The sequence below is a fragment of the Psychromonas sp. MME1 genome, assembly GCF_041080865.1.
Lineage (GTDB): Bacteria > Pseudomonadota > Gammaproteobacteria > Enterobacterales > Psychromonadaceae > Psychromonas.
Genome location: NZ_CP160906.1, coordinates 1,676,142 through 1,695,043, shown reverse-complemented (window position 1 = coordinate 1,695,043; position 18,902 = coordinate 1,676,142). Strand labels below are relative to the sequence as shown.

The window sequence follows — 18,902 nt, the reverse complement described above, 5'->3', positions numbered from 1 at the left end:
ATTCTACCCAATTAATGGTGGAAATCCCACTGTTAAATACGTTCAAGCCATGCCATATGAAGGATTAAAGCCGATGTTTTTTTGTGGATGAATTTAAATACGGCTTTGCTAAACTGCATCTATTATCTATTAATACTTATTAATCTCCTTAATTAAACGGGGCATCTATGTTTTTTAACAATAAAAGTCTATTAGAAAAAGTTTACGCTTGTTTGCTGGCGCATGATGATATGGCCGTGATGGCTAAACTTATTGACAATAATGCCGTTTCAGTTGATGAAGATAAATCACTCATCAAAATAACCTTACCCTTTTATGCGCCGCATTGGTTAGCTAATTTACAGGAACATTGCCAGCAACAATTAGGAAGTTTATTTTCTTCGCCATTCTCATGGCAAATTGATCATCAGGTTAAGGCGATGCAAAATGATGCCAGTAAATGCAGCTTAAAAAACATTAAAAACATTATTGTTATTGCCTCAGGGAAGGGCGGTGTAGGGAAATCGACCGTAACTGTTAATTTTGCATTAGCATTAGCCAAAAATGGCGCTAGTGTTGGTATTTTAGATGCCGATATTTACGGGCCATCTATCCCTTCAATGCTTGGTGTTAAAGATGCGCAACCATTAAGTGCAGACGGAAAGTTGATGTTACCAATTAAAGCGCATGATTGCGTTTGTAACAGTATTGGCTTTTTAGTTAAGGAAGAAGAGGCCATGATTTGGCGTGGCCCGATGGCAAGTAAAGCATTGCTGCAAGTACTGAATGAAACAGATTGGCCTGCGTTAGATTACCTCATTGTCGATATGCCTCCTGGAACTGGCGATATTCAACTCTCAATGTCACAAAATGTCCCTGTGAGTAGTGCATTAGTTATAACCACGCCACAAGATGTAGCATTAATTGATGCTAAAAAAGGGGTAACCATGTTCAATAAGGTCGGTGTTAATGTTGCAGGTATTATAGAAAACATGAGTGTTTATCATTGTAGTCATTGTGGGCATCAGGAGGCTATTTTTGGCACAGGAGGAGGAAAAAAGTTAGCTCAACAATATAATTTACCATTTCTAGGTGCGCTACCTTTACATATTGCTTATCGAGAAGACACGGATAAAGGGTACCCTACGGTTGCTAAAGATGCGAAAAGTCCGCTATCAACGCCTTATTTGCAACTCGCTGAAACGGTTGCAATTGACTTATATCGCAATTTAAAGCTTGCGCTAGAACAAATTTCAATTACTCAATTGCGTTAACTAATTAGCAAATAAAAGGTAAAATGACAACAGGTCATTATAAAGTGCTATTTTTCAGCGTTATTAAATAGTTACTAAATAGTTATTGCATCCTTAAGTCGTTAAATTATCATCTAAAAATCTTTATTTAGATTGCAAATATGAGCTATTGCTCAGTAATTTTTGCGTGACTAATGATACAATTAGTCACTTTATTTGACCCATGATGCACCGCGATAAATGAGCGCGATAAATTAGTGCCGTTTTTCTTAAATGTATTGGATTATATAACTATACCATCGGTATCAATGAGTAAAGTATTAACGACTCGCTTACTTACATAATTTAAACAAACATACAGAAATAACTATGACCAAACCAACTAATACTGAAAACTCAATGCCATCGAATCAATGTTCTTATTTTAATAACCCGAAGATTTTTTTGGCGCTGCGGCTATTGCCTGTTTGTTAACGTTATTTATTGTGCCTAGGTTTGTAGAAAATAATGTACTTTTAGTAACACTGTTAATTTGTGTTGCTATCGTGATTGTCACTTATCTACTACATCAATATTTACAAGATGAACAACCGTCTTCATTTGATTTTTACAAAGTAAATTCAAAAATAGATCAACCTAATATTTTTGAATCGGATATGCTCAGCACTTCTAAACCGATGATGGATACCCCTTTTTTGATAGATGAAGATGGTCTTGATCCCTCTATTGTTTTTAATGTCGAGAAAACCGGAGCTGATATATTGATACTCCTTGAAAATATTAAGCAGGAGAATCATTTTTCTGACTATTTGACCGCTCGGGATATTTCAGTGAAATTAATTGGCTCGCCAATTGAAGGTGTTAATTTAATAGAAATGCAGTATCAAGGTTTGCAGGGATACTATCGTGTAACAAATAATGATTTATATTCCTCTGATGATGTTACCTGCAATATTGATGTTGCATTTCTTCACGATACCGATGTTTTACGTTTGCAAGTTGAAAAAGCATTATTGGATATGTTTAATGATTGTCGCCCTAATAAGGTTGTAAAATACAATGCACGTAATTATCAGGCTATGTTTAAGTTCTACACTTATGTGCAAAAATTAGCACGCCCAGAGAACCAAGAGTTGACCATTTATGTTTTTATCAAGGTACATTTGAAATTAGTAATTCTTCCTATGTTGAGTTATATAATTGTAATTTAAAAAGTTCATTAACTTCTTGGGTCAACAAAGATGGTTTAATTCGTACAGATTATTTAGATGAAGAAGAAGAACCATTAAGTGCTAGTGAAAAGGAAGCATTACAGACAACGATTGGCTTGCCCTTTGCTAAATGCCGTCTGGTTGATATAAAGCTAATGAAAATAGCTGATGATCAGCTTACTGTGAAATTATATTTATCCTTTGCGGAGTTGTGCGATGATGAAGTCACAGGAAAGGAGAAATCGCTAACTATTGTTATGCAAGATAAAAATATTATGATATCGAGAGATGAAGAAAATAGTGATGATTTAACCTCGGTTGAGGCATATTTTCAAGAAAAAACGGTTATTCCTTTTTATCCTATTCATTAATTAGCGGGTATCAATTAATCGATAGCAGCCTAATATGGCTGCTCTGCCAAGCTGCTTATTACAGGGATAGCAATCGGAATAATTTGTAAGGTATTTTGTACTTATAAGAATAGTCGTGTGAAATGAGGTGCGCTAGTTGGGTATAGTAAAAGTGGTGGAGCTATGCGGGATTCAACCGCAGACCTCAACGCTGCCAGCGTTGCGCTCTCCCAGCTGAGCTATAGCCCCACTTTTACTTGAGTAACTGTTTGAAATGTCTAGGTATAACAAACGAGATGCATAATATGCATCTCGTTTAAAAGTGTCAATAAAAATTTCTAATTTAGTGTGAATTTTTATTGGGTAGCTTCACGTGCCGCTATAAATTCAAGCGCGCGAGTGATACGAGCAATCGATCGTTGTTTACCGATTAAACGCAAAGTAACATCTAAAGAAGGCGATTGACCTCCACCTGTAATGGCAACCCGAAGAGGCATACCCACCTTACCCATGCCAACTTCTAACTGATCCGCAGTTTCTTGAATAAGTTGATGTAGTGTATTGTCAGTCCAATCATCATTTTCTTCTAGTTTTTGTTGTACTAAAGTCAACGCCTCTTTAGCAACTGGGCGAAGATGGTTTTTAGCAGCTTTTGCTTCAAACTCTTCGTACTCTTCAAAGAAATAACGACTTGAAGCAGCCAAGTCCACTAATGTTTTCGCTCGCTCGGATAAAGCGGTGACGATTTCCGTCAGTGCCGGGCCGTTAGTTATGTCTATATTTTGCTGATTCATGTGCCATTGTAAATGTTCTGCAATATATTCAGGCGCTAATGTTTTAATATAGTGTTGATTTAACCAGATAAGTTTGTCGGTATTAAAAGCCGAAGGGGCTTTATTGATCGCATCTAAGGAAAATAGGTCCAGCATCTCTTGTTCTGAGAAAATTTCTTGGTCGCCATGTGACCAACCTAATCGTACTAAATAATTTTTTAACGCTTCCGGAAGATACCCTTCATCGCGATATTGCATGACAGAGACTGCACCATGACGTTTTGAAAGTTTTGCTCCATCGTCACCTAATATCATAGAGACATGCGCATACTCTGGTAATGGTGCTTTTAAAGCATTTAATATGTTGATTTGACGAGGTGTATTATTAATATGGTCTTCACCACGTACAACATCGGTAATGCCCATATCCCAATCATCGACTACCACACAGAAGTTATAAGTCGGTGTGCCATCTGTTCTTTGGATAATTAAATCGTCTAATTCCTTATTGGAAAATTCAATATTGCCACGTACATGATCAGCAAATTTTACACTACCTTCCTTAGGATTTTTAAAACGAACGACATAAGGCTGATCGGTGTCGGTAACTTCTATGTCACGACATTTTCCATCGTAACGAGCAGCTTCGCCCGCCTTTTCTTGGGCTTCACGTAAAGCATTAACACGTTCTTTTGTGCAATAACATTTATATGCTGTACCTTCGGCTAACATTTTATTGATTATCTCTGTATAGCGTTCAAACCGTTTTGTTTGGTAGTAGGGGCCTTCATCCCAATTTAACCCAAGCCAGCTCATACCTTCTAAAATGGCATCAACGGCTTCCTGTGAAGAGCGTTCAATGTCCGTATCTTCAATACGTAAAACAAACTTTCCACCTTGGCTTTTTGCGTGTAACCAAGAATAAAGTGCTGTACGAGCACCTCCAACATGTAAAAATCCAGTAGGACTTGGGGCAAAGCGTGTTTTAACGGTCATAAAGTGTTCCTTAAGAAATAAGTATTAACAGTAAAAAGCGTATTTTAACCAATACCAATGTAATTACATTAACTATTTATATTAATTCATTCATATATCGCAAGATGCTTTGTCAGATGTTAGCTCAGTACGTTTTGCTGATTGAGTTTGCATATTGAAATATGATGGAGGCAGACGCACTTAATACATTATTTGAGCTGACTTTGTTCGACCTTTGAGCAGTTGGACATAAAAGGAAGTTTTTATGATAAAAAGGCTTGACTGAAAAAAGGCGATCCCTATAATACGCCCCACAAACAATGTGTTGTTTTTAATTTAAAAGTAACCTTGTTAATATTTAAAGATGGGCGATTAGCTCAGTTGGGAGAGCACCGCCCTTACAAGGCGGGGGTCACTGGTTCAAGCCCAGTATCGCCCACCATCTTTAAACTTCTTGATTCAGAAGTAAAATGAATAATTAATTAGTAATTAAAGATGGGCGATTAGCTCAGTTGGGAGAGCACCGCCCTTACAAGGCGGGGGTCACTGGTTCAAGCCCAGTATCGCCCACCATCTTTAGACTTCCTAATTCAGAAGTAAAATGAATAATTAATTAGTAATTAAAGATGGGCGATTAGCTCAGTTGGGAGAGCACCGCCCTTACAAGGCGGGGGTCACTGGTTCAAGCCCAGTATCGCCCACCATCTTTAAACTTCCTAATTCAGAAGTAAAATGAATAATTAATTAGTAATTAAAGATGGGCGATTAGCTCAGTTGGGAGAGCACCGCCCTTACAAGGCGGGGGTCACTGGTTCAAGCCCAGTATCGCCCACCATCTTTAAGCTTCTTGATTCAGAAGTAAAATGAACAATTAACTAGTAATTAAAGATGGGCGATTAGCTCAGTTGGGAGAGCACCGCCCTTACAAGGCGGGGGTCACTGGTTCAAGCCCAGTATCGCCCACCATCTTTAATTGACCCTAGCATATTTCTACAATACATTTCAGATAACCCCTCTAATTACTGAACTGCTAATTTTTAAGATACAATGTCTTGAGAATCTAATTGGCTTAGATCAAACTAATGATTTAATAATGCCAATCCGCATAAATATCTGCTCTATCTTGTTGGTTAAAATAATAGACAGTAGTGCTGCTTCAATTGCAATAGAATAGTCCTCTAATACTAATCGGAGTAATAGCAATTCCGATAAATAGCTGATTTATTTTACTGGTTAAAACAACTTACTGCTGCGTTGTAATTTTCGCAAAGGGAATAACCATTTACGTCAAATTACGCCTTGAATTAAGCCATTTTTCCTGCGCAAAATTTAGATCACATAGCCAATCCGATTGGTATAATACACAATCACGCGCCTTGCTTTCCATCATTTTTCCTCAACACAATATTATGGAGAGGGGGTGGTATTCTCTAATTTTTATTAGCTACAGATAATCGTTGTACTAGTGTTGGTGCAAACATATTGCTTGCCGATTCGAATTTCTGATTTTTTGCTAATTTAAGTGATAGTTCCGTTGCCTGGATACCCATTAGTTTAATAGGGTAGTTGATGGTGGTTAATTGTGGATGTATATAACGGGCGATTAGCCCATTATCAAAACCGATTAGTGATATTTTTTCAGGAACGGCAATATTATGTTCATTTAATGCCATTAATGCACCTGCTGCCATATAGTCGTTATATGCGAGTACAGCTGTAATAGGTAGGTTTTTCGCTAATAGTTCTGTCATTGCTGTATATCCACCGGTGTCACTAAGATGTGCATCTAGGGTATAGTCATCAGAACAAGATAGGTGGTTATCTTGTAGCGCTTTAAGGTAACCTGCTTTGCGATCATTGGCATCACTTATCTTGTGATCTGAATTAATATAAGCAATTTCTTTATGACCATGTTTGATTAGATACTCGGTTGCCATATAAGCGGCATTATAATTATCAAAGGCAATACAACGGTCAGCGAGTTCTGGAATAAAACGGTTGATCAATACCATGCCAGGTACTTCGGTTGCAAAATCGATCAATTCTTGATCACTTAGCCCTTTTGAGTGAATAATTAATGATTTACTTCTACTGTTAATCAAAATATCAATGGCCTCTCTTTCCGTTTGAGGATTATGGTAGCCATTCCCTATTAATAAGTGCATATTATTTTGACGGGCAACTTGATCAACACCTTTTAGTAATGAACCAAAAAACGGATCAGAAACATCGCTTACCAAGACGCCAATAGTATTGGTGTTTTTACTGACTAATGCGCGCGCATTTGCATTGGGACGATAGTGCAATTTTTTCATTGCGGCTTGTACAGAAGCGATTGATGCTTTACCTGCTTGAGGTGATTGATTGATCACTCTTGATACAGTTGCAATAGATACGCCAGCTTCCCTAGCTACATCTTTGATCGTTGCCATTTTTATTCTCTTTAAATATTCGAATTACATTATCTTGCTTGTAGTAAATATGATGCTAAACCTGAGATTGTAACGAATTGTAACACATGTTTGTGTTGGATCATCTGTAAACATAGCAATCAGATTACGAACGTATAGTTTGTTTACAACTTTAATTTATATATTAAACAATGGGTTATACTTTATGCCAGTGTTCAATCTATAAATAATGACGTTAAGTGATACTATAATTATTGCTTATATTTTTTATAATAAAATGAATTATACGTTACTGAAGTTATAAAATGCTAGCTATCTCTAGTTTCTAAAACGCAAATAAGAATACACTATCATGTAAACGTTTACATTACTATTTAGTGCTATCAAACGCAAGGACTAAAATGAGAAAATTTTCAGAAATTATTCAAGCCAGAGATTGGGAAAATCAACACATCACTTATTTTAATGTAATAGAAGCGCATGCTCCTTTGTATTCATATCATTCATTAAAATCAGCGATTCATAATGAATCTTCTGAATTTATGTCTTCATTAAATGGTCAATGGCGTTTTAATTTATTTTCACAACCAGAGGTTGTGCCGGCTAATTCCGTTGAAGTGGATTTTGATGACAGTGATTGGCCTGAGATTACTGTGCCGAGTAATTGGCAGTTACAAGGTTACGATAAACCTATTTACACAAATGTAAAATATCCCTTTGTCGATAATCCTCCTTTTGTTCCAAAGGATAATCCAACGGGAATTTATCGTTGTTATTTTGATTTGCCAGTGAATTGGCAGGGGCGTCAGCAGCGTATTATCTTTGATGGTGTTAACTCAGCATTTCATCTTTGGTGTAATGGGATTTGGATTGGTTATTCTCAAGATAGTCGTTTACCTGCGGAGTTTGATCTCAGTAAACAACTAGTGTTAGGCAAAAATCAAATTACCGTGATGGTCATGCGTTGGTCAGATGGCTCATACCTTGAAGATCAAGATATGTGGTGGTTAAGCGGTATTTTTCGGGATGTATCCTTGCTAAGTAAAGCACCTATTTGTATTAATGATGTGACTGTCCGCACTAGTTTGGATGCTTGTTATAATCACGGTTCATTATATGTTAAGACCTGCTTAAGTGAGCGTAGTACTGCGCATCGAGTACAAGTTCAATTGTTTGATGCTCAATTAGGTGCTGTTACAGAGGCCATTTTGGCGCCTTTCGGTGAAAGAGTTATTGATGAAAATGGCGTAGCGTTAGATAGCGCAGAACATAACATTACCGTACCATCGGTACAGAAATGGAGCGCAGAATCTCCATATTTGTATCGAGTCGTGGTGTCTTTACTTGATGTAGATAATAAAATTATTGAAAGTGAAGCTTACCAAGTTGGTTTTCGTGCTGTGGAAATTAGTGATGGATTACTTAAGGTAAATGGTGAAGCTATTCTTATTCGCGGTGTTAACCGTCATGAACATCATCCAGAAAAAGGCCATGCAATTTCTATTGAAGACATGCTTATAGATATAAAATTACTCAAACAAAATAATTTTAATGCGGTACGTACTGCTCATTATCCCAATCATCCACGTTGGTATGATTTATGTGATCAATATGGATTGTATGTTGTTGATGAGGCGAATATTGAAACCCATGGACAAGCTCCCATGTCACGCCTATCTAATGATAGTAGTTGGTTAACCGCGTACATGCGCCGCATGACGCGAATGGTTGAACGTGATAAGAATCATCCGTCCATTATTATATGGTCTTTAGGTAATGAATCTGGTATTGGCTATAATCACCATGCCATGTATCAATGGACTAAACGTAAAGATCCAACACGAGTTGTTCAGTATGAAGGCGGGGGGGCGAACACTGCCGCTACTGATATTATTACCCCTATGTATGCTAGAGTGGACGAAGATATAACCCTAGCTAATGATGCAGACGTTGTGCCAAAATTATCGATAAAAAAATGGTTATCTATGCCTAATGAACAGCGCCCATTGATTTTATGTGAATATGCCCATGCGATGGGAAATAGTCTTGGATGCTTTGATAAATATTGGCGAGCCTTTCGTGAATATCCTCGTTTACAAGGTGGATTTATATGGGACTGGGTTGACCAAGGTTTGACAATGACTGATTTCAATGGACAACATTTTTGGGGCTATGGTGGTGATTTTGGTGATCACATTAATGACCGACAATTTTGTATTAATGGTTTGCTTTTTCCTGATTGTAGTTTTCATCCAACCCTAGTTGAAGCAAAAAAAGCACAGCAATTTTACCAGTTTAAGAAAGTGCCAGGCCAATCATTACAAATTGAGATTCATAATGAAAATCTATTTATTGAAACGGTCAATGAGGCGTTACATTGGACCATAACAGAAGATGGTAATGAAGTAGCATCGGGCAATTTTGCTTTAGAGATAGCAGCTAAAAGTAAGCAAATATTAACGTTACTGGAAATCTACCCTACACAGAAGGTTGGGTGTGATTATTTTCTCAATTTAGAAATTGTATTAAATAAAGATAAACCATGGGCATCGCAGGGGTTTGTTGTGGCCACTGATCAAATTAAACTAGATTCTATAATGCAATTAGCCCCCCCTGCGATATCGGCGAATAGGGCTCCCGATGTATTAGAAACAGAGGATAGCATTAAAATAAGTGGTGCTAATTTTGCTATTACTATCGATAAAAACAGAGGTGTTATTAGTCATTGGTTGGTGCAAGCTAAAGAACAGATGCTATTGGGGCCATTAGATAATTTTTATCGTGCTCCATTAGATAATGATATCGGTACTAGTCAAGCGGATTGTGTTGATCCCAATGCTTGGGTGACGCGTTGGGAGGGGGCCGGTTTATCTGGTTTACAGCGTAAATGTCGTTATTTTGAAACAGTAAAAATGGCACATCATATATTGGTTAATATTGAATTTGAGTATTACTCTAATGATAAGTTGCTAATTACTACTAGATGGCAATATAGCATCGATATTAATGGTCTGGTGCTTATTAATGTCGATGTCAATGTAGCGAAATCTTTACCTGCATTAGCTCGAATTGGAATGACTTTAGTGCTGCAAAATAATGATGATAATGTGCATTGGTTCGGTCGCGGCCCCCATGAAAATTATCCAGATCGGCTTTCTTCTGCACATATTGGGCGTTATTGCCGATCTGTTGATGAAATGCATACCCCGTATATTTTTCCATCGGAAAACGGTTTACGTTGTGATGTTAAAGAGTTACAGATTGGCACCTTAGAAGTAGTTGGGCAGTTTCATTTTGGTGTGAGTCGTTATAGTCAAAAAAACCTTGCACAGGCGAAACACTCCAATGAACTCGATTGATGAAGGGAGACTTTATGTTAATTTAGATGCATTTCATATGGGAGTAGGTGGAGATGACTCATGGAGTCCAAGTGTTCATAAGGAATTTTTGTTGGATAGAGAACATTACCATTACCAAATAGCACTGACTTTTAACACTGATAAGTTTTAAGCCATATTGCCCATCCTTAGTGAAACAGATAGGATTACAAATTAGTAGCATTGGAATTACTTGGTATTATCTGTTTTGCGCCGATAAAAATAAAAAGACAAAGCAAAAGCTTTGTCTTTTTTGATTGTTTAAATTACTTTTAAATTGTTAACATAATTTAAAATGTTTCACCACTTCAATGAGTTGTGATTTGCTTTTCTCAATTTCTGTCACACTATTTAATGTCTCGGTTCCATTTGCTTCTAGCTCACCTATCATCGTTTGAATCATCGTCATATTGCGGGATATTTCATTAGTGGTGACACTTTGTTGCTCAGCTGCGGCAGCTATTTGTGTGTTAAGAGAACTTATTTCTGCAATAGAGTCTGTCATTGTATTCAATGAATGTGTGCTCTTTTCTGTTGCCTTTGCTGAGGCTTGGCAACCTTGTTTAGTATTTTCCATTGCGCTAACAACAGAAGAGGTACCTGATTGGAGTTTTAAGAGCATAGCATTAATCTCTTTGGTAGAGTCCTGTGTACGACTAGCAAGCGAGCGAACTTCATCGGCGACAACAGCAAAACCTCTGCCTTGCTCTCCGGCTCGTGCTGCTTCTATCGCGGCATTTAATGCCAGTAAGTTAGTTTGTTCAGCAATACCACCAATCACACTTAACACTTTACCTATATTGGTAATATCGTTATTAAGCGTAAAAATAGATGTAGACATATCTTCAACATCGTTGATTAATGCTTCGATGCTGGTCACTGAGTTTCGTACTAGCCCCTTGCATAGTTCAGCTTGTTGAGATGAATCTTCAGTTAATTGCGATGCGGTTAGTGCACTTTCTGCCACTGAATCAGCCGTCGCACTCATCTCCGTAATGGCACTGACGGCTTGTTCGGTTTCCTTAGCATGAGCATCCATTAAGTCATGATTGAGGGCTGCTTTATCTGATATTTGTGTCACTCGATCACCTAAATTCTCTGTTGTTTTTGCTACATCGAGCATCAGCCCTTGCAAATTTTCAGTGAATTTATTAATACCCGAGGCGATAAGGCCGAGGTCATCATTGCTATCTACTTGTAAACGTTTGGTTAAATCAGCTTCGCCACTGGCAAGATCAATGACTACTTCACGTAAATGTACAATTGGTAAATAGGCAATGCGCACGAGAATAACACTTAAGGCAATCAAGACAATGCCTGCTATGAATAATGCTAATGTAATCGAGCCATTTAGCGCGTTGGTCTGATGTTCTATGTATGACTTGTCAATATAACCTGTTAGATTCCATGAATTGTTACCGACAAGAATTTCATGCTGTACCTTGATCAAGTCGCCATCAATTTTATTACTAAATAGGATATTGTTAGCCGCATCTGTTAATTCAATATAGCTACCTTGGGTCACTGAATTTTCTAATAACGTTTTAATATCGGTTAGATCGACAAAAAAGATATTCCCACGGCCATTTTTTCCGGGAATAGTCACGGTCATAATTGGTTTATCATTTTCACTAATAATATCACTAACGGTAATATTTTCTCCTGCATCAGTGAGTATTTTCAATGTTTTTTCTTTAATGCTTGGATCGTTTTCAGTGCCGTGATCCGTAAAAATGATGCCCTGAATAATTTTATTGATACGAAAGAATCCAGACTCTTTTTGTAATACTTCAAGGCTAGCTGAGCCAGTATCAATATTTTTAGCTAGTAATATTTTATTGGCAATATCATTGCTTAATTTGTCATTAACTAAGGCAAGTTGACTCGTTGTATTTTTAACACTGGTATCGTAAATGTAATGGCTAATATAATGGTTTGCACTGAGGTACGAGGTGACGATTGCTAAAACGACGATAAATCCGAAAAGTGTAAATATTTTGCCTTTGAAAGATATATTCATTATAAACATCCTTGTAAAGTTAAAAAAGACAAAGCGGTTTCCCGTTTTGTCTTTCATATGAAATTACATCTGTTGTATCGTTATTTTTTGTTTGCGTATTTCATCGAATCTAGCGCTACCGCAAAAATAATAATACTACCTTTAATGATGTACTGCCAGTATGGACTTACACCAATATAGGTCATCCCATAATTTATGACTGTGAAAATTAATACACCGGTCACAACACCGAGTACACTTCCTACTCCACCCGCGAATGATACGCCTCCTACAACACAGGCAGCAATCGCATCAAGCTCATACATAAAGCCAAGGTTATTGGTTGCACTGCCAATACGACCTGCTTCTAACATTCCGCCAAAGGCATAAAATATACCGGATAGAGTGTAAATTTTAAGTAGAGTAATGGGCACGTTTACACCAGATACTTTTGCTGCTTCTGGATTACCACCGATTGCAAAAATATTTTTACCAAATACTGTTTTGTTCCAGATAACCCAGACAATCCCAATCGAGATTGCAGCATAGAAGGTTAAATAGGATAGTTTAAATCCCCCTAGCTTGATATAGCCCTGTGCAAACTCTGAGAAGCCTGTATCAAAGCCTGCTATTGGAGATGCGCCAACTGTATCGAAATAAAGAGAGTTGATACCATAAACAATAATCATGGTACCTAAGGTCGCAATAAAAGGGGTTACTTTTAAATAGGCAACAATAATACCGTTTATTAAACCAATGATTGCCCCTACAGCACAAACCACAAGAATAACCACGACTAGAGGTATCTCCCCAAGGTCTGGGAATACCCTGTTAACGTTGTCCAGTGCCTGCAATAGAGTAGCTGACAATACTGCGGCTAAACCAACCTGACGACCAGCAGAAAGGTCCGTACCTTGTGTGACAATTAATCCGGCAACACCTAGTGCAATAATAATACGGACCGATGATTGTGTAAGGATATTACTTAAATTTCGCAAGCTTAGAAAAGAGGGTTCTTGAATCACGATAATAGCTAATAGTATGAATAGTACAACATAAATACCACCTTCTTTAAGGTAGCGAGTTAGCATAAGTTTTTTCAGAGTGTCCATGTTAATTCCTTAATTCCTTAATTTATTATAAGTACAGAGCAGCTAGCTCTAAAATTTCATTCTGAGTAGTCTCTTTTGTATTAACAATGCCTGCCACGCGACCATTACTCATAACTAATATACGATCCGTTGTACCAAGCAATTCTGGCATCTCCGATGAAATCATGATGATACCTTTATCTTTATTCGCTAAATTGAGCATTAGTTGATAAATTTCAAATTTAGCCCCAACATCGATACCTCGCGTTGGTTCATCTAGCATTAAAATTTCTGGATTCGTTAACAGCCATCGACCTATAATAACTTTTTGTTGATTGCCTCCGGAAAGTGAGCCTATATTGGTTTGATGGGAAGGGGTTTTTACACTCATAGAGTCAATAACCCACTGGGTATCACTTTTCATTTTCTTATTACTAAGCAGGCCAGATTTACTTTTATATTGACTCACATTGGCAACGAGAGAGTTAAAAGTGATGTCTAAATTACTGTAGATACCCGTTGCGCGGCGTTCCTCTGTGACCAATGCAAGACCACTATTAATAGCATCATGTGCATCATGTATGGCAAGATGCTTACCATGAAGAATAATTTCACCCGTTCTGCGCTCTCGGATGCCAAACAAGGTCTCAACAATATCGGTTCGCTTTGCGCCAACCAATCCGGCAATACCTAATATTTCACCTTTGTGTAGATCGAAGCTAATATCTTTAATTGAAGGTTGATTTGCTGCTGTTAAATTTTTAACTTCGAGAATAACTTCTTTAACCACATTGTTTTTTTCTGGAAAACGGTGTGTTAGATCACGGCCAACCATCATGTTGATGATCTTATCCATGTCAAGTCCTTTTAAAGGACGGGTTTCTATCCATACCCCATCGCGGAGAATGGTAATTTCATCGCAAATGGTAAAGATCTCTTCCATTTTATGAGAGATATAGACGATACCGCAGCCTTTATCTTTTAACTTATTAATTATTTTGAAAAGATGACTAACTTCTTTTTCACTTAGCGAAGAGGTCGGTTCATCCATAATGACTATTTTTGCGTTGTAAGAGAATGCCTTGGCAATTTCTAGCATTTGCATTTGTGATACTGATAAAGTGGCAACTTTTACTTTTGGATCTATATCAATGTCTAACTCTTCAAAAATGGCTTTGGTATCGGTATACATTTTGTCATGGTCGACAAAAAAGCCTTTTACCGGGTATCTGCCAAGCCAAATATTATCCATTACAGTGCGTTGTAATACCTGATTAAGCTCTTGATGCACCATAGATACGCCAGACTCTAGCGCTTCTTTTGACGATTCAAAATTAACCTCTTTTCCGAGGAAAACAATCTTACCTTCGTCTTGTTGGTAAATGCCAAAAAGGCACTTTAATAATGTAGATTTACCTGCGCCATTTTCACCCATCAAAGCATGAATTGAATGTGGACGAACTTTTAAATTGACATTGTCCAGTGCTTTTACACCAGGAAACTCTTTACTGATCCCTGTCATTTCTAATAGAAATTCATTTTCTAATCGTGTAGTCATAATTATATTTCCGTTGCAGTTAAAATTGGGGAAGCTTATTTCACTTCCCCATTCCATTTAAGCAACCTTATTTAAGGTTGCTTTTATCTACACCGACATAAGGAACACGTACCACGCGATCAACTAACTTCCATTGCGTACCTTCAGCAGCAGGGCGACCCTCTGCTAAATTGCGCGTTAAGTCAAAAGTTGCTTTAGCTTGGTTTTCTGCATCATTTAACACTGTGCCAGCCATTTGTCCTGATTTAACCATTGCTAGGGCTTCGGTTAATGCATCAACACCAAATACAGGTAATTTTGTTTTACCATTAGCTTTCAGTGATTCTACTGCACCCATCGCCATGCCATCATTGTTGGCGATAACTACTTCAATTTTTTCACCGTTAGGACCAGATACCCAAGCATCCATTTTGTCTTTTGCCATAGCGGTATCCCACATTGCGGTGTCTAAATGCAATTCCTCTGTTTTGTAGCCCCTATCATTTAAGGTGCTAACAACATAGCTTGAGCGCGCTTCTGCATCTGGGTGACCAGGTTCGCCTTTTAATAATACATATTGAATCACACCATCACCATTTAGGTCCCATTGTGGATTTGCGGCCCACTGTTTAGCAATTAATTCTGCTTGAATAATACCTGCATCTTTGGAAACAGTGCCGACAAAGTAAGCTTTGTCGTATGATGCTAATCTTTAGCGGAGGGCTCTTTATTGTAAAATACAACGGGAATATCTTCTTCTTGTGCTTTTTTAATAACAACTGGTGCGGCCGCTGGGTCAACTAAGTTGATAGCGAGGGCCTTAACACCACGAGCGAGTAAAACATCAATTTGATCATTTTGCATTGATTGGCTATTTTGTGAATCATTCATCAGTAAGTTAATTTCGGGATATTGAGCGGCTTCTGTTTCAATTGCTTGGCGAACTACCGCCATGAAATTGTCATCATATTTGTATACAGTAAAACCTAATTTTGTTTCTGCTATAGCTGAATTACCAAACGCGATACCAGCACATAATGTTGCTAACATAGTCAATTTTTTCATCGATATTTCCCTTTCAGTCAATAGTTAATATGTATCATGCATAAATGGTCAGATATGTTGTTATATAACCTTGCCATTGCTAAGAAGAATACATCAAGAACTGTTAAATATTTGTGATCAACTCAGCAAAATGTAAACGTTTACATAGATTTTTATCATTTTATAAAAAGAAGAAGTAAATAAAGTATATGGGAGCTGAATTTGCGTTGAATAATTAAACGTTGAGTAATCCATTAGATATATTATGCTTAAGGACGTAGCTGTGAAATCTTGAATTCATTTGACTTATCTAATTGTAATGTAAGCCTTAGTTTATGTAGGTCATGAAACTTACAGAGTAATTGGCTGTTACTTTTTATTATTAAAGGCAGAGTACATATATGGACTATAAATCAAAATCGTTATGTAAAATAAGAACCATCACTAGCTTTTTAGTACTAGATAGCGATCGCTCGGCGTGGCCCTTAGTAATTAAGCGAGCCGTTGATTTTTGTCTTTCTCTAAGTGCTCAATTCGTCAATAATGGTTATCAAGTACAGTCAATGCGTATTGTGACGAACCCATTCGGTGAGTATTTAAATACCAATAATATTGATAGCGCCAAAGTCGATCTTGCTTATATTTCGGAAATATTAAATAGCGCCAATGCATCGCCATTACGTATACGATTTGCAATTGGTGAAGCAACAACGCCCCATGAAATTGCATTATTACCTGAATTAATCCAATGCTATGGCGATTTATGTAATGCTTGCGTTAATATTTCAATGGATGATCAAGATGTGCTGGATAATGTGTTGATAGAACAGGCTGCGAAAACGGTTATTAATATTAGTCGAATGACTTTGCGAGGCGAGGGGAATTTCAATTTTACGGTTAATTTTAACTGTAAGCCTCTTATCCCTTATTTTCCTGCTAGTTTTCATCAAAAGAAGCTTGGTAATCTCTATGTATTAGGGCTTGAAACTCCAGATCTATTAATGCATGTTTTACATGAATTTAATGAAGTAAATATATTTCTCGATCATCAACACCGTTTTAAAAATTATTATCGATTAATGCGTGAAGCTCTTCAATATCACGTTGATCTTATTAAGAAAATAAATGATGATTTTATGGCTACTCATTCCTCTGATTTTGTTTTTGCTGGCTTAGATAGTTCAGCAGCACCCAGTAAAAACTGCACTAGCATGGTGGAGATCTACAAGCAGTTAGGTGTCGATTATTTTGGTGCAGCAGGGACGGTCGAGGCATCTTCACTATTAACCCGCGTGTTTAAATCCATTAAAGGGATGCCATTAGTGGGGTTTTCAGGATTAATGCTGGCAGTGACCGAAGATGAGGGGTTAGCGCAGGGCTCGATTGATGCGGATTACGATATTCGAACACTGTTAACCAATAGTGCTGTCTGTGGTATTGGCTTAGACACTGTGCCTATCCCAGGTGACACGAGCATTGATAAAATCAGCGCTTTAATGCGGGATACGGGGACGTTGGCATTTCGTTTAAATAAACCGCTAACCGTGCGTTTATTTCCTGTTCCGACTTGCAAGCGGGTCAATTAACTCAGTTTGAAAGCGATGATTTGTGTAATTGTGCGGTATTATCTGTATGTTAGCAGGGAATTAAAAAGGGCTAATATATAGCCCTTTGGTTGGCGATAATCTGTGATAAAAATGATTTAATTTAAGATGCGTTCATAGATGCGGTAGTGTTTATAGTCTTTTCCACCAATGGATTCAATAATGTTACGCATTCCCGAATTATCCTCTAAAATCCATGATAATTCGATATCCTTTGCGCCATTGTTGTGTAGCTGTTGTCGTACCGCATCAATAATTAAGAACGCAATGCCTGCACCTAGGCGGGTATTTTGATATTCACTTCTCACTCCCATCAAAGGGACTCGTGCGCTGGTTAATTTACTGACTTTTAAGCGCCACAATAATTTAAGCCAACCAAAAGGCAATAATTTACCATTAAGGCCTTTAATCGCTTCGTTGATATTTGGCATGGCCACAATAAATGCGATAGCCTTGCCATCAATTTCTGCAATTTGTATAAATTCTGCTGCAATTAGAAAACGTAAATTTTTCCCAAGCTCTTCAAATTCAGCTTCAGTAAAGGGAACAAATCCCCAGTTATCGGCCCATGAATCGTTAAAAATATCGCGTAAGAGCTTTATTTCTTGATCATATTTCTTCTTGTTAATTGGTCTTACCTTAACCCGTAGAGCCGTTTTTTCCATTATTTTTTTCATGACCGGAGGGGCATCGAAATTTGGCGCTATCATATAGGCGATGGTATCTTTTACTTTGCCATAACCACTTGCTTCGATTTGCTTAGCATAATAGGGAAGCGCATGACTCATCATAAAGACAGGGGAGGTCTCAAAACCTTTAATGAGTAATCCCATCTCTTCATTAATAGATAAATTAAAGGGGCCTCTGACACGAATAATACCTTTATCTGCTAGCCATTGTTCAGCCGTCTTGATTAATGTTTGGAATGTTTCTAAATTATCTTCAGCATCAAGTAGTCCAAAGAAACCTGTTGCATCATTGTAACGTTCAATATGAAGAGTATCTATCTGTGCACTAATTCGACCGACGGGGTTTCCATCGCGTAGGGCAACCCATGCTTGCCATTGAGCGTGTTGGAAATAGGGGTTATGTTTGGGAGATAGATGCATTCTCCTTTCAACCATTAATGGCGCTACCCATGTAGGATCATTTCTAAAAATAGTCGTTGGAACGCGAATAAATAGGTCTAAATCTTCCTTACTCACGACAGGAATGATTTTTAATGAAGAAAGTCCATTTGTTTCAATACTCATAATAAAAGTAAACCTTTATCTAGTGTTAAATATAAGCTCTTAAAA

14 protein-coding genes and 6 tRNA genes are annotated in these 18,902 nt (G+C 37.6%); 11 read left to right on the top strand and 9 right to left on the bottom strand.

What is annotated here, in order from left to right; all coding sequences use genetic code 11:
- Window positions 1-167 precede the first annotated feature (167 nt).
- From apbC to AB2N10_RS07740, 3 genes are all read left to right on the top strand, one after another.
- Window positions 168-1,253 carry an iron-sulfur cluster carrier protein ApbC gene (gene apbC / locus AB2N10_RS07750; RefSeq protein WP_354624287.1) on the top strand — a complete coding sequence of 362 codons (1,086 nt, stop codon included), beginning with the start codon at window positions 168-170 and terminating at the stop codon, window positions 1,251-1,253.
- Between the two features lie 464 nt (window positions 1,254-1,717).
- Complete coding sequence (locus AB2N10_RS07745) at window positions 1,718-2,443, top strand: hypothetical protein (RefSeq protein ID WP_369434598.1); 726 nt, start codon at window positions 1,718-1,720, stop codon at window positions 2,441-2,443.
- A 182-nt stretch (window positions 2,444-2,625) separates the two neighbouring features.
- Entirely contained in the window at window positions 2,626-2,814 is a 189-nt protein-coding gene (locus AB2N10_RS07740; RefSeq protein WP_369434597.1) for a hypothetical protein, read from the top strand.
- A gap of 152 nt (window positions 2,815-2,966) precedes the next feature.
- Here the strand turns inward: AB2N10_RS07740 and AB2N10_RS07735 are convergent.
- Window positions 2,967-3,042: transfer RNA gene (locus AB2N10_RS07735), tRNA-Ala, on the bottom strand.
- A gap of 107 nt (window positions 3,043-3,149) precedes the next feature.
- On the bottom strand, window positions 3,150-4,562 hold the full coding sequence (gltX, locus tag AB2N10_RS07730; protein ID WP_369434596.1) for a glutamate--tRNA ligase: 1,413 nt from the start codon (window positions 4,560-4,562) through the stop codon (window positions 3,150-3,152).
- 345 nt (window positions 4,563-4,907) lie between these two features.
- On the opposite strand from gltX, the gene AB2N10_RS07725 reads away from it, so the two are divergent.
- The 5 genes from AB2N10_RS07725 (at window position 4,908) to AB2N10_RS07705 (ending at window position 5,507) form a co-directional block, all read left to right on the top strand.
- Window positions 4,908-4,983, top strand: a tRNA-Val gene (locus AB2N10_RS07725).
- Window positions 4,984-5,038: 55 nt separating this feature from the next.
- A tRNA-Val gene (locus AB2N10_RS07720) sits at window positions 5,039-5,114 on the top strand.
- Between the two features lie 55 nt (window positions 5,115-5,169).
- Window positions 5,170-5,245 (top strand) — tRNA-Val (locus AB2N10_RS07715).
- 55 nt (window positions 5,246-5,300) lie between these two features.
- Window positions 5,301-5,376 (top strand) — tRNA-Val (locus AB2N10_RS07710).
- A gap of 55 nt (window positions 5,377-5,431) precedes the next feature.
- Window positions 5,432-5,507: transfer RNA gene (locus tag AB2N10_RS07705), tRNA-Val, on the top strand.
- Window positions 5,508-5,971: 464 nt separating this feature from the next.
- Here the strand turns inward: AB2N10_RS07705 and AB2N10_RS07700 are convergent.
- Complete coding sequence (locus AB2N10_RS07700; protein ID WP_369434595.1) at window positions 5,972-6,973, bottom strand: substrate-binding domain-containing protein; 1,002 nt, start codon at window positions 6,971-6,973, stop codon at window positions 5,972-5,974.
- A gap of 380 nt (window positions 6,974-7,353) precedes the next feature.
- Here AB2N10_RS07700 and AB2N10_RS07695 point away from each other — a divergent pair, with 380 nt between their 5' ends.
- Window positions 7,354-10,311, top strand: coding sequence for a beta-galactosidase (locus AB2N10_RS07695; protein ID WP_369434594.1), 2,958 nt, complete (start codon window positions 7,354-7,356; stop codon window positions 10,309-10,311).
- On the top strand, window positions 10,298-10,462 hold the full coding sequence (locus AB2N10_RS07690; protein ID WP_369434593.1) for a hypothetical protein: 165 nt from the start codon (window positions 10,298-10,300) through the stop codon (window positions 10,460-10,462). Before AB2N10_RS07695 ends, AB2N10_RS07690 begins: the two co-directional genes overlap by 14 nt.
- Before the next feature lie 147 nt (window positions 10,463-10,609).
- Here AB2N10_RS07690 and AB2N10_RS07685 read toward each other — a convergent pair whose 3' ends face one another.
- The 5 genes from AB2N10_RS07685 to AB2N10_RS07665 all read right to left on the bottom strand — a co-directional run bounded on the left by AB2N10_RS07685 (window position 10,610) and on the right by AB2N10_RS07665 (window position 16,021).
- Window positions 10,610-12,349: a methyl-accepting chemotaxis protein gene (locus tag AB2N10_RS07685; RefSeq protein ID WP_354624294.1), complete on the bottom strand. Its 1,740-nt coding sequence runs from the start codon at window positions 12,347-12,349 to the stop codon at window positions 10,610-10,612.
- Between the two features lie 80 nt (window positions 12,350-12,429).
- Window positions 12,430-13,440, bottom strand: a complete 1,011-nt coding sequence (gene mglC, locus AB2N10_RS07680) for a galactose/methyl galactoside ABC transporter permease MglC (protein ID WP_354624295.1) — start codon at window positions 13,438-13,440, stop codon at window positions 12,430-12,432.
- A gap of 25 nt (window positions 13,441-13,465) precedes the next feature.
- Window positions 13,466-14,977, bottom strand: coding sequence for a galactose/methyl galactoside ABC transporter ATP-binding protein MglA (gene mglA, locus AB2N10_RS07675; protein WP_369434592.1), 1,512 nt, complete (start codon window positions 14,975-14,977; stop codon window positions 13,466-13,468).
- Between the two features lie 67 nt (window positions 14,978-15,044).
- Window positions 15,045-15,608 (bottom strand): substrate-binding domain-containing protein, encoded by a 564-nt coding sequence (locus tag AB2N10_RS07670; RefSeq protein WP_369434658.1) that lies wholly within the window; start codon window positions 15,606-15,608, stop codon window positions 15,045-15,047.
- Window positions 15,609-15,661: 53 nt separating this feature from the next.
- On the bottom strand, window positions 15,662-16,021 hold the full coding sequence (locus AB2N10_RS07665; RefSeq protein WP_369434591.1) for a substrate-binding domain-containing protein: 360 nt from the start codon (window positions 16,019-16,021) through the stop codon (window positions 15,662-15,664).
- A gap of 380 nt (window positions 16,022-16,401) precedes the next feature.
- Between AB2N10_RS07665 and AB2N10_RS07660 the strand changes: the two genes are divergently transcribed.
- A complete protein-coding gene (locus AB2N10_RS07660) occupies window positions 16,402-17,586 on the top strand; it encodes a DUF711 family protein (protein WP_354624298.1) in 1,185 nt (394 codons plus the stop codon).
- Between the two features lie 116 nt (window positions 17,587-17,702).
- On the opposite strand, the gene AB2N10_RS07655 is transcribed toward AB2N10_RS07660, so the two are convergent.
- Window positions 17,703-18,857, bottom strand: coding sequence for a hypothetical protein (locus AB2N10_RS07655; RefSeq protein WP_354624299.1), 1,155 nt, complete (start codon window positions 18,855-18,857; stop codon window positions 17,703-17,705).
- Between the last annotated feature and the right edge of the window lie 45 nt (window positions 18,858-18,902).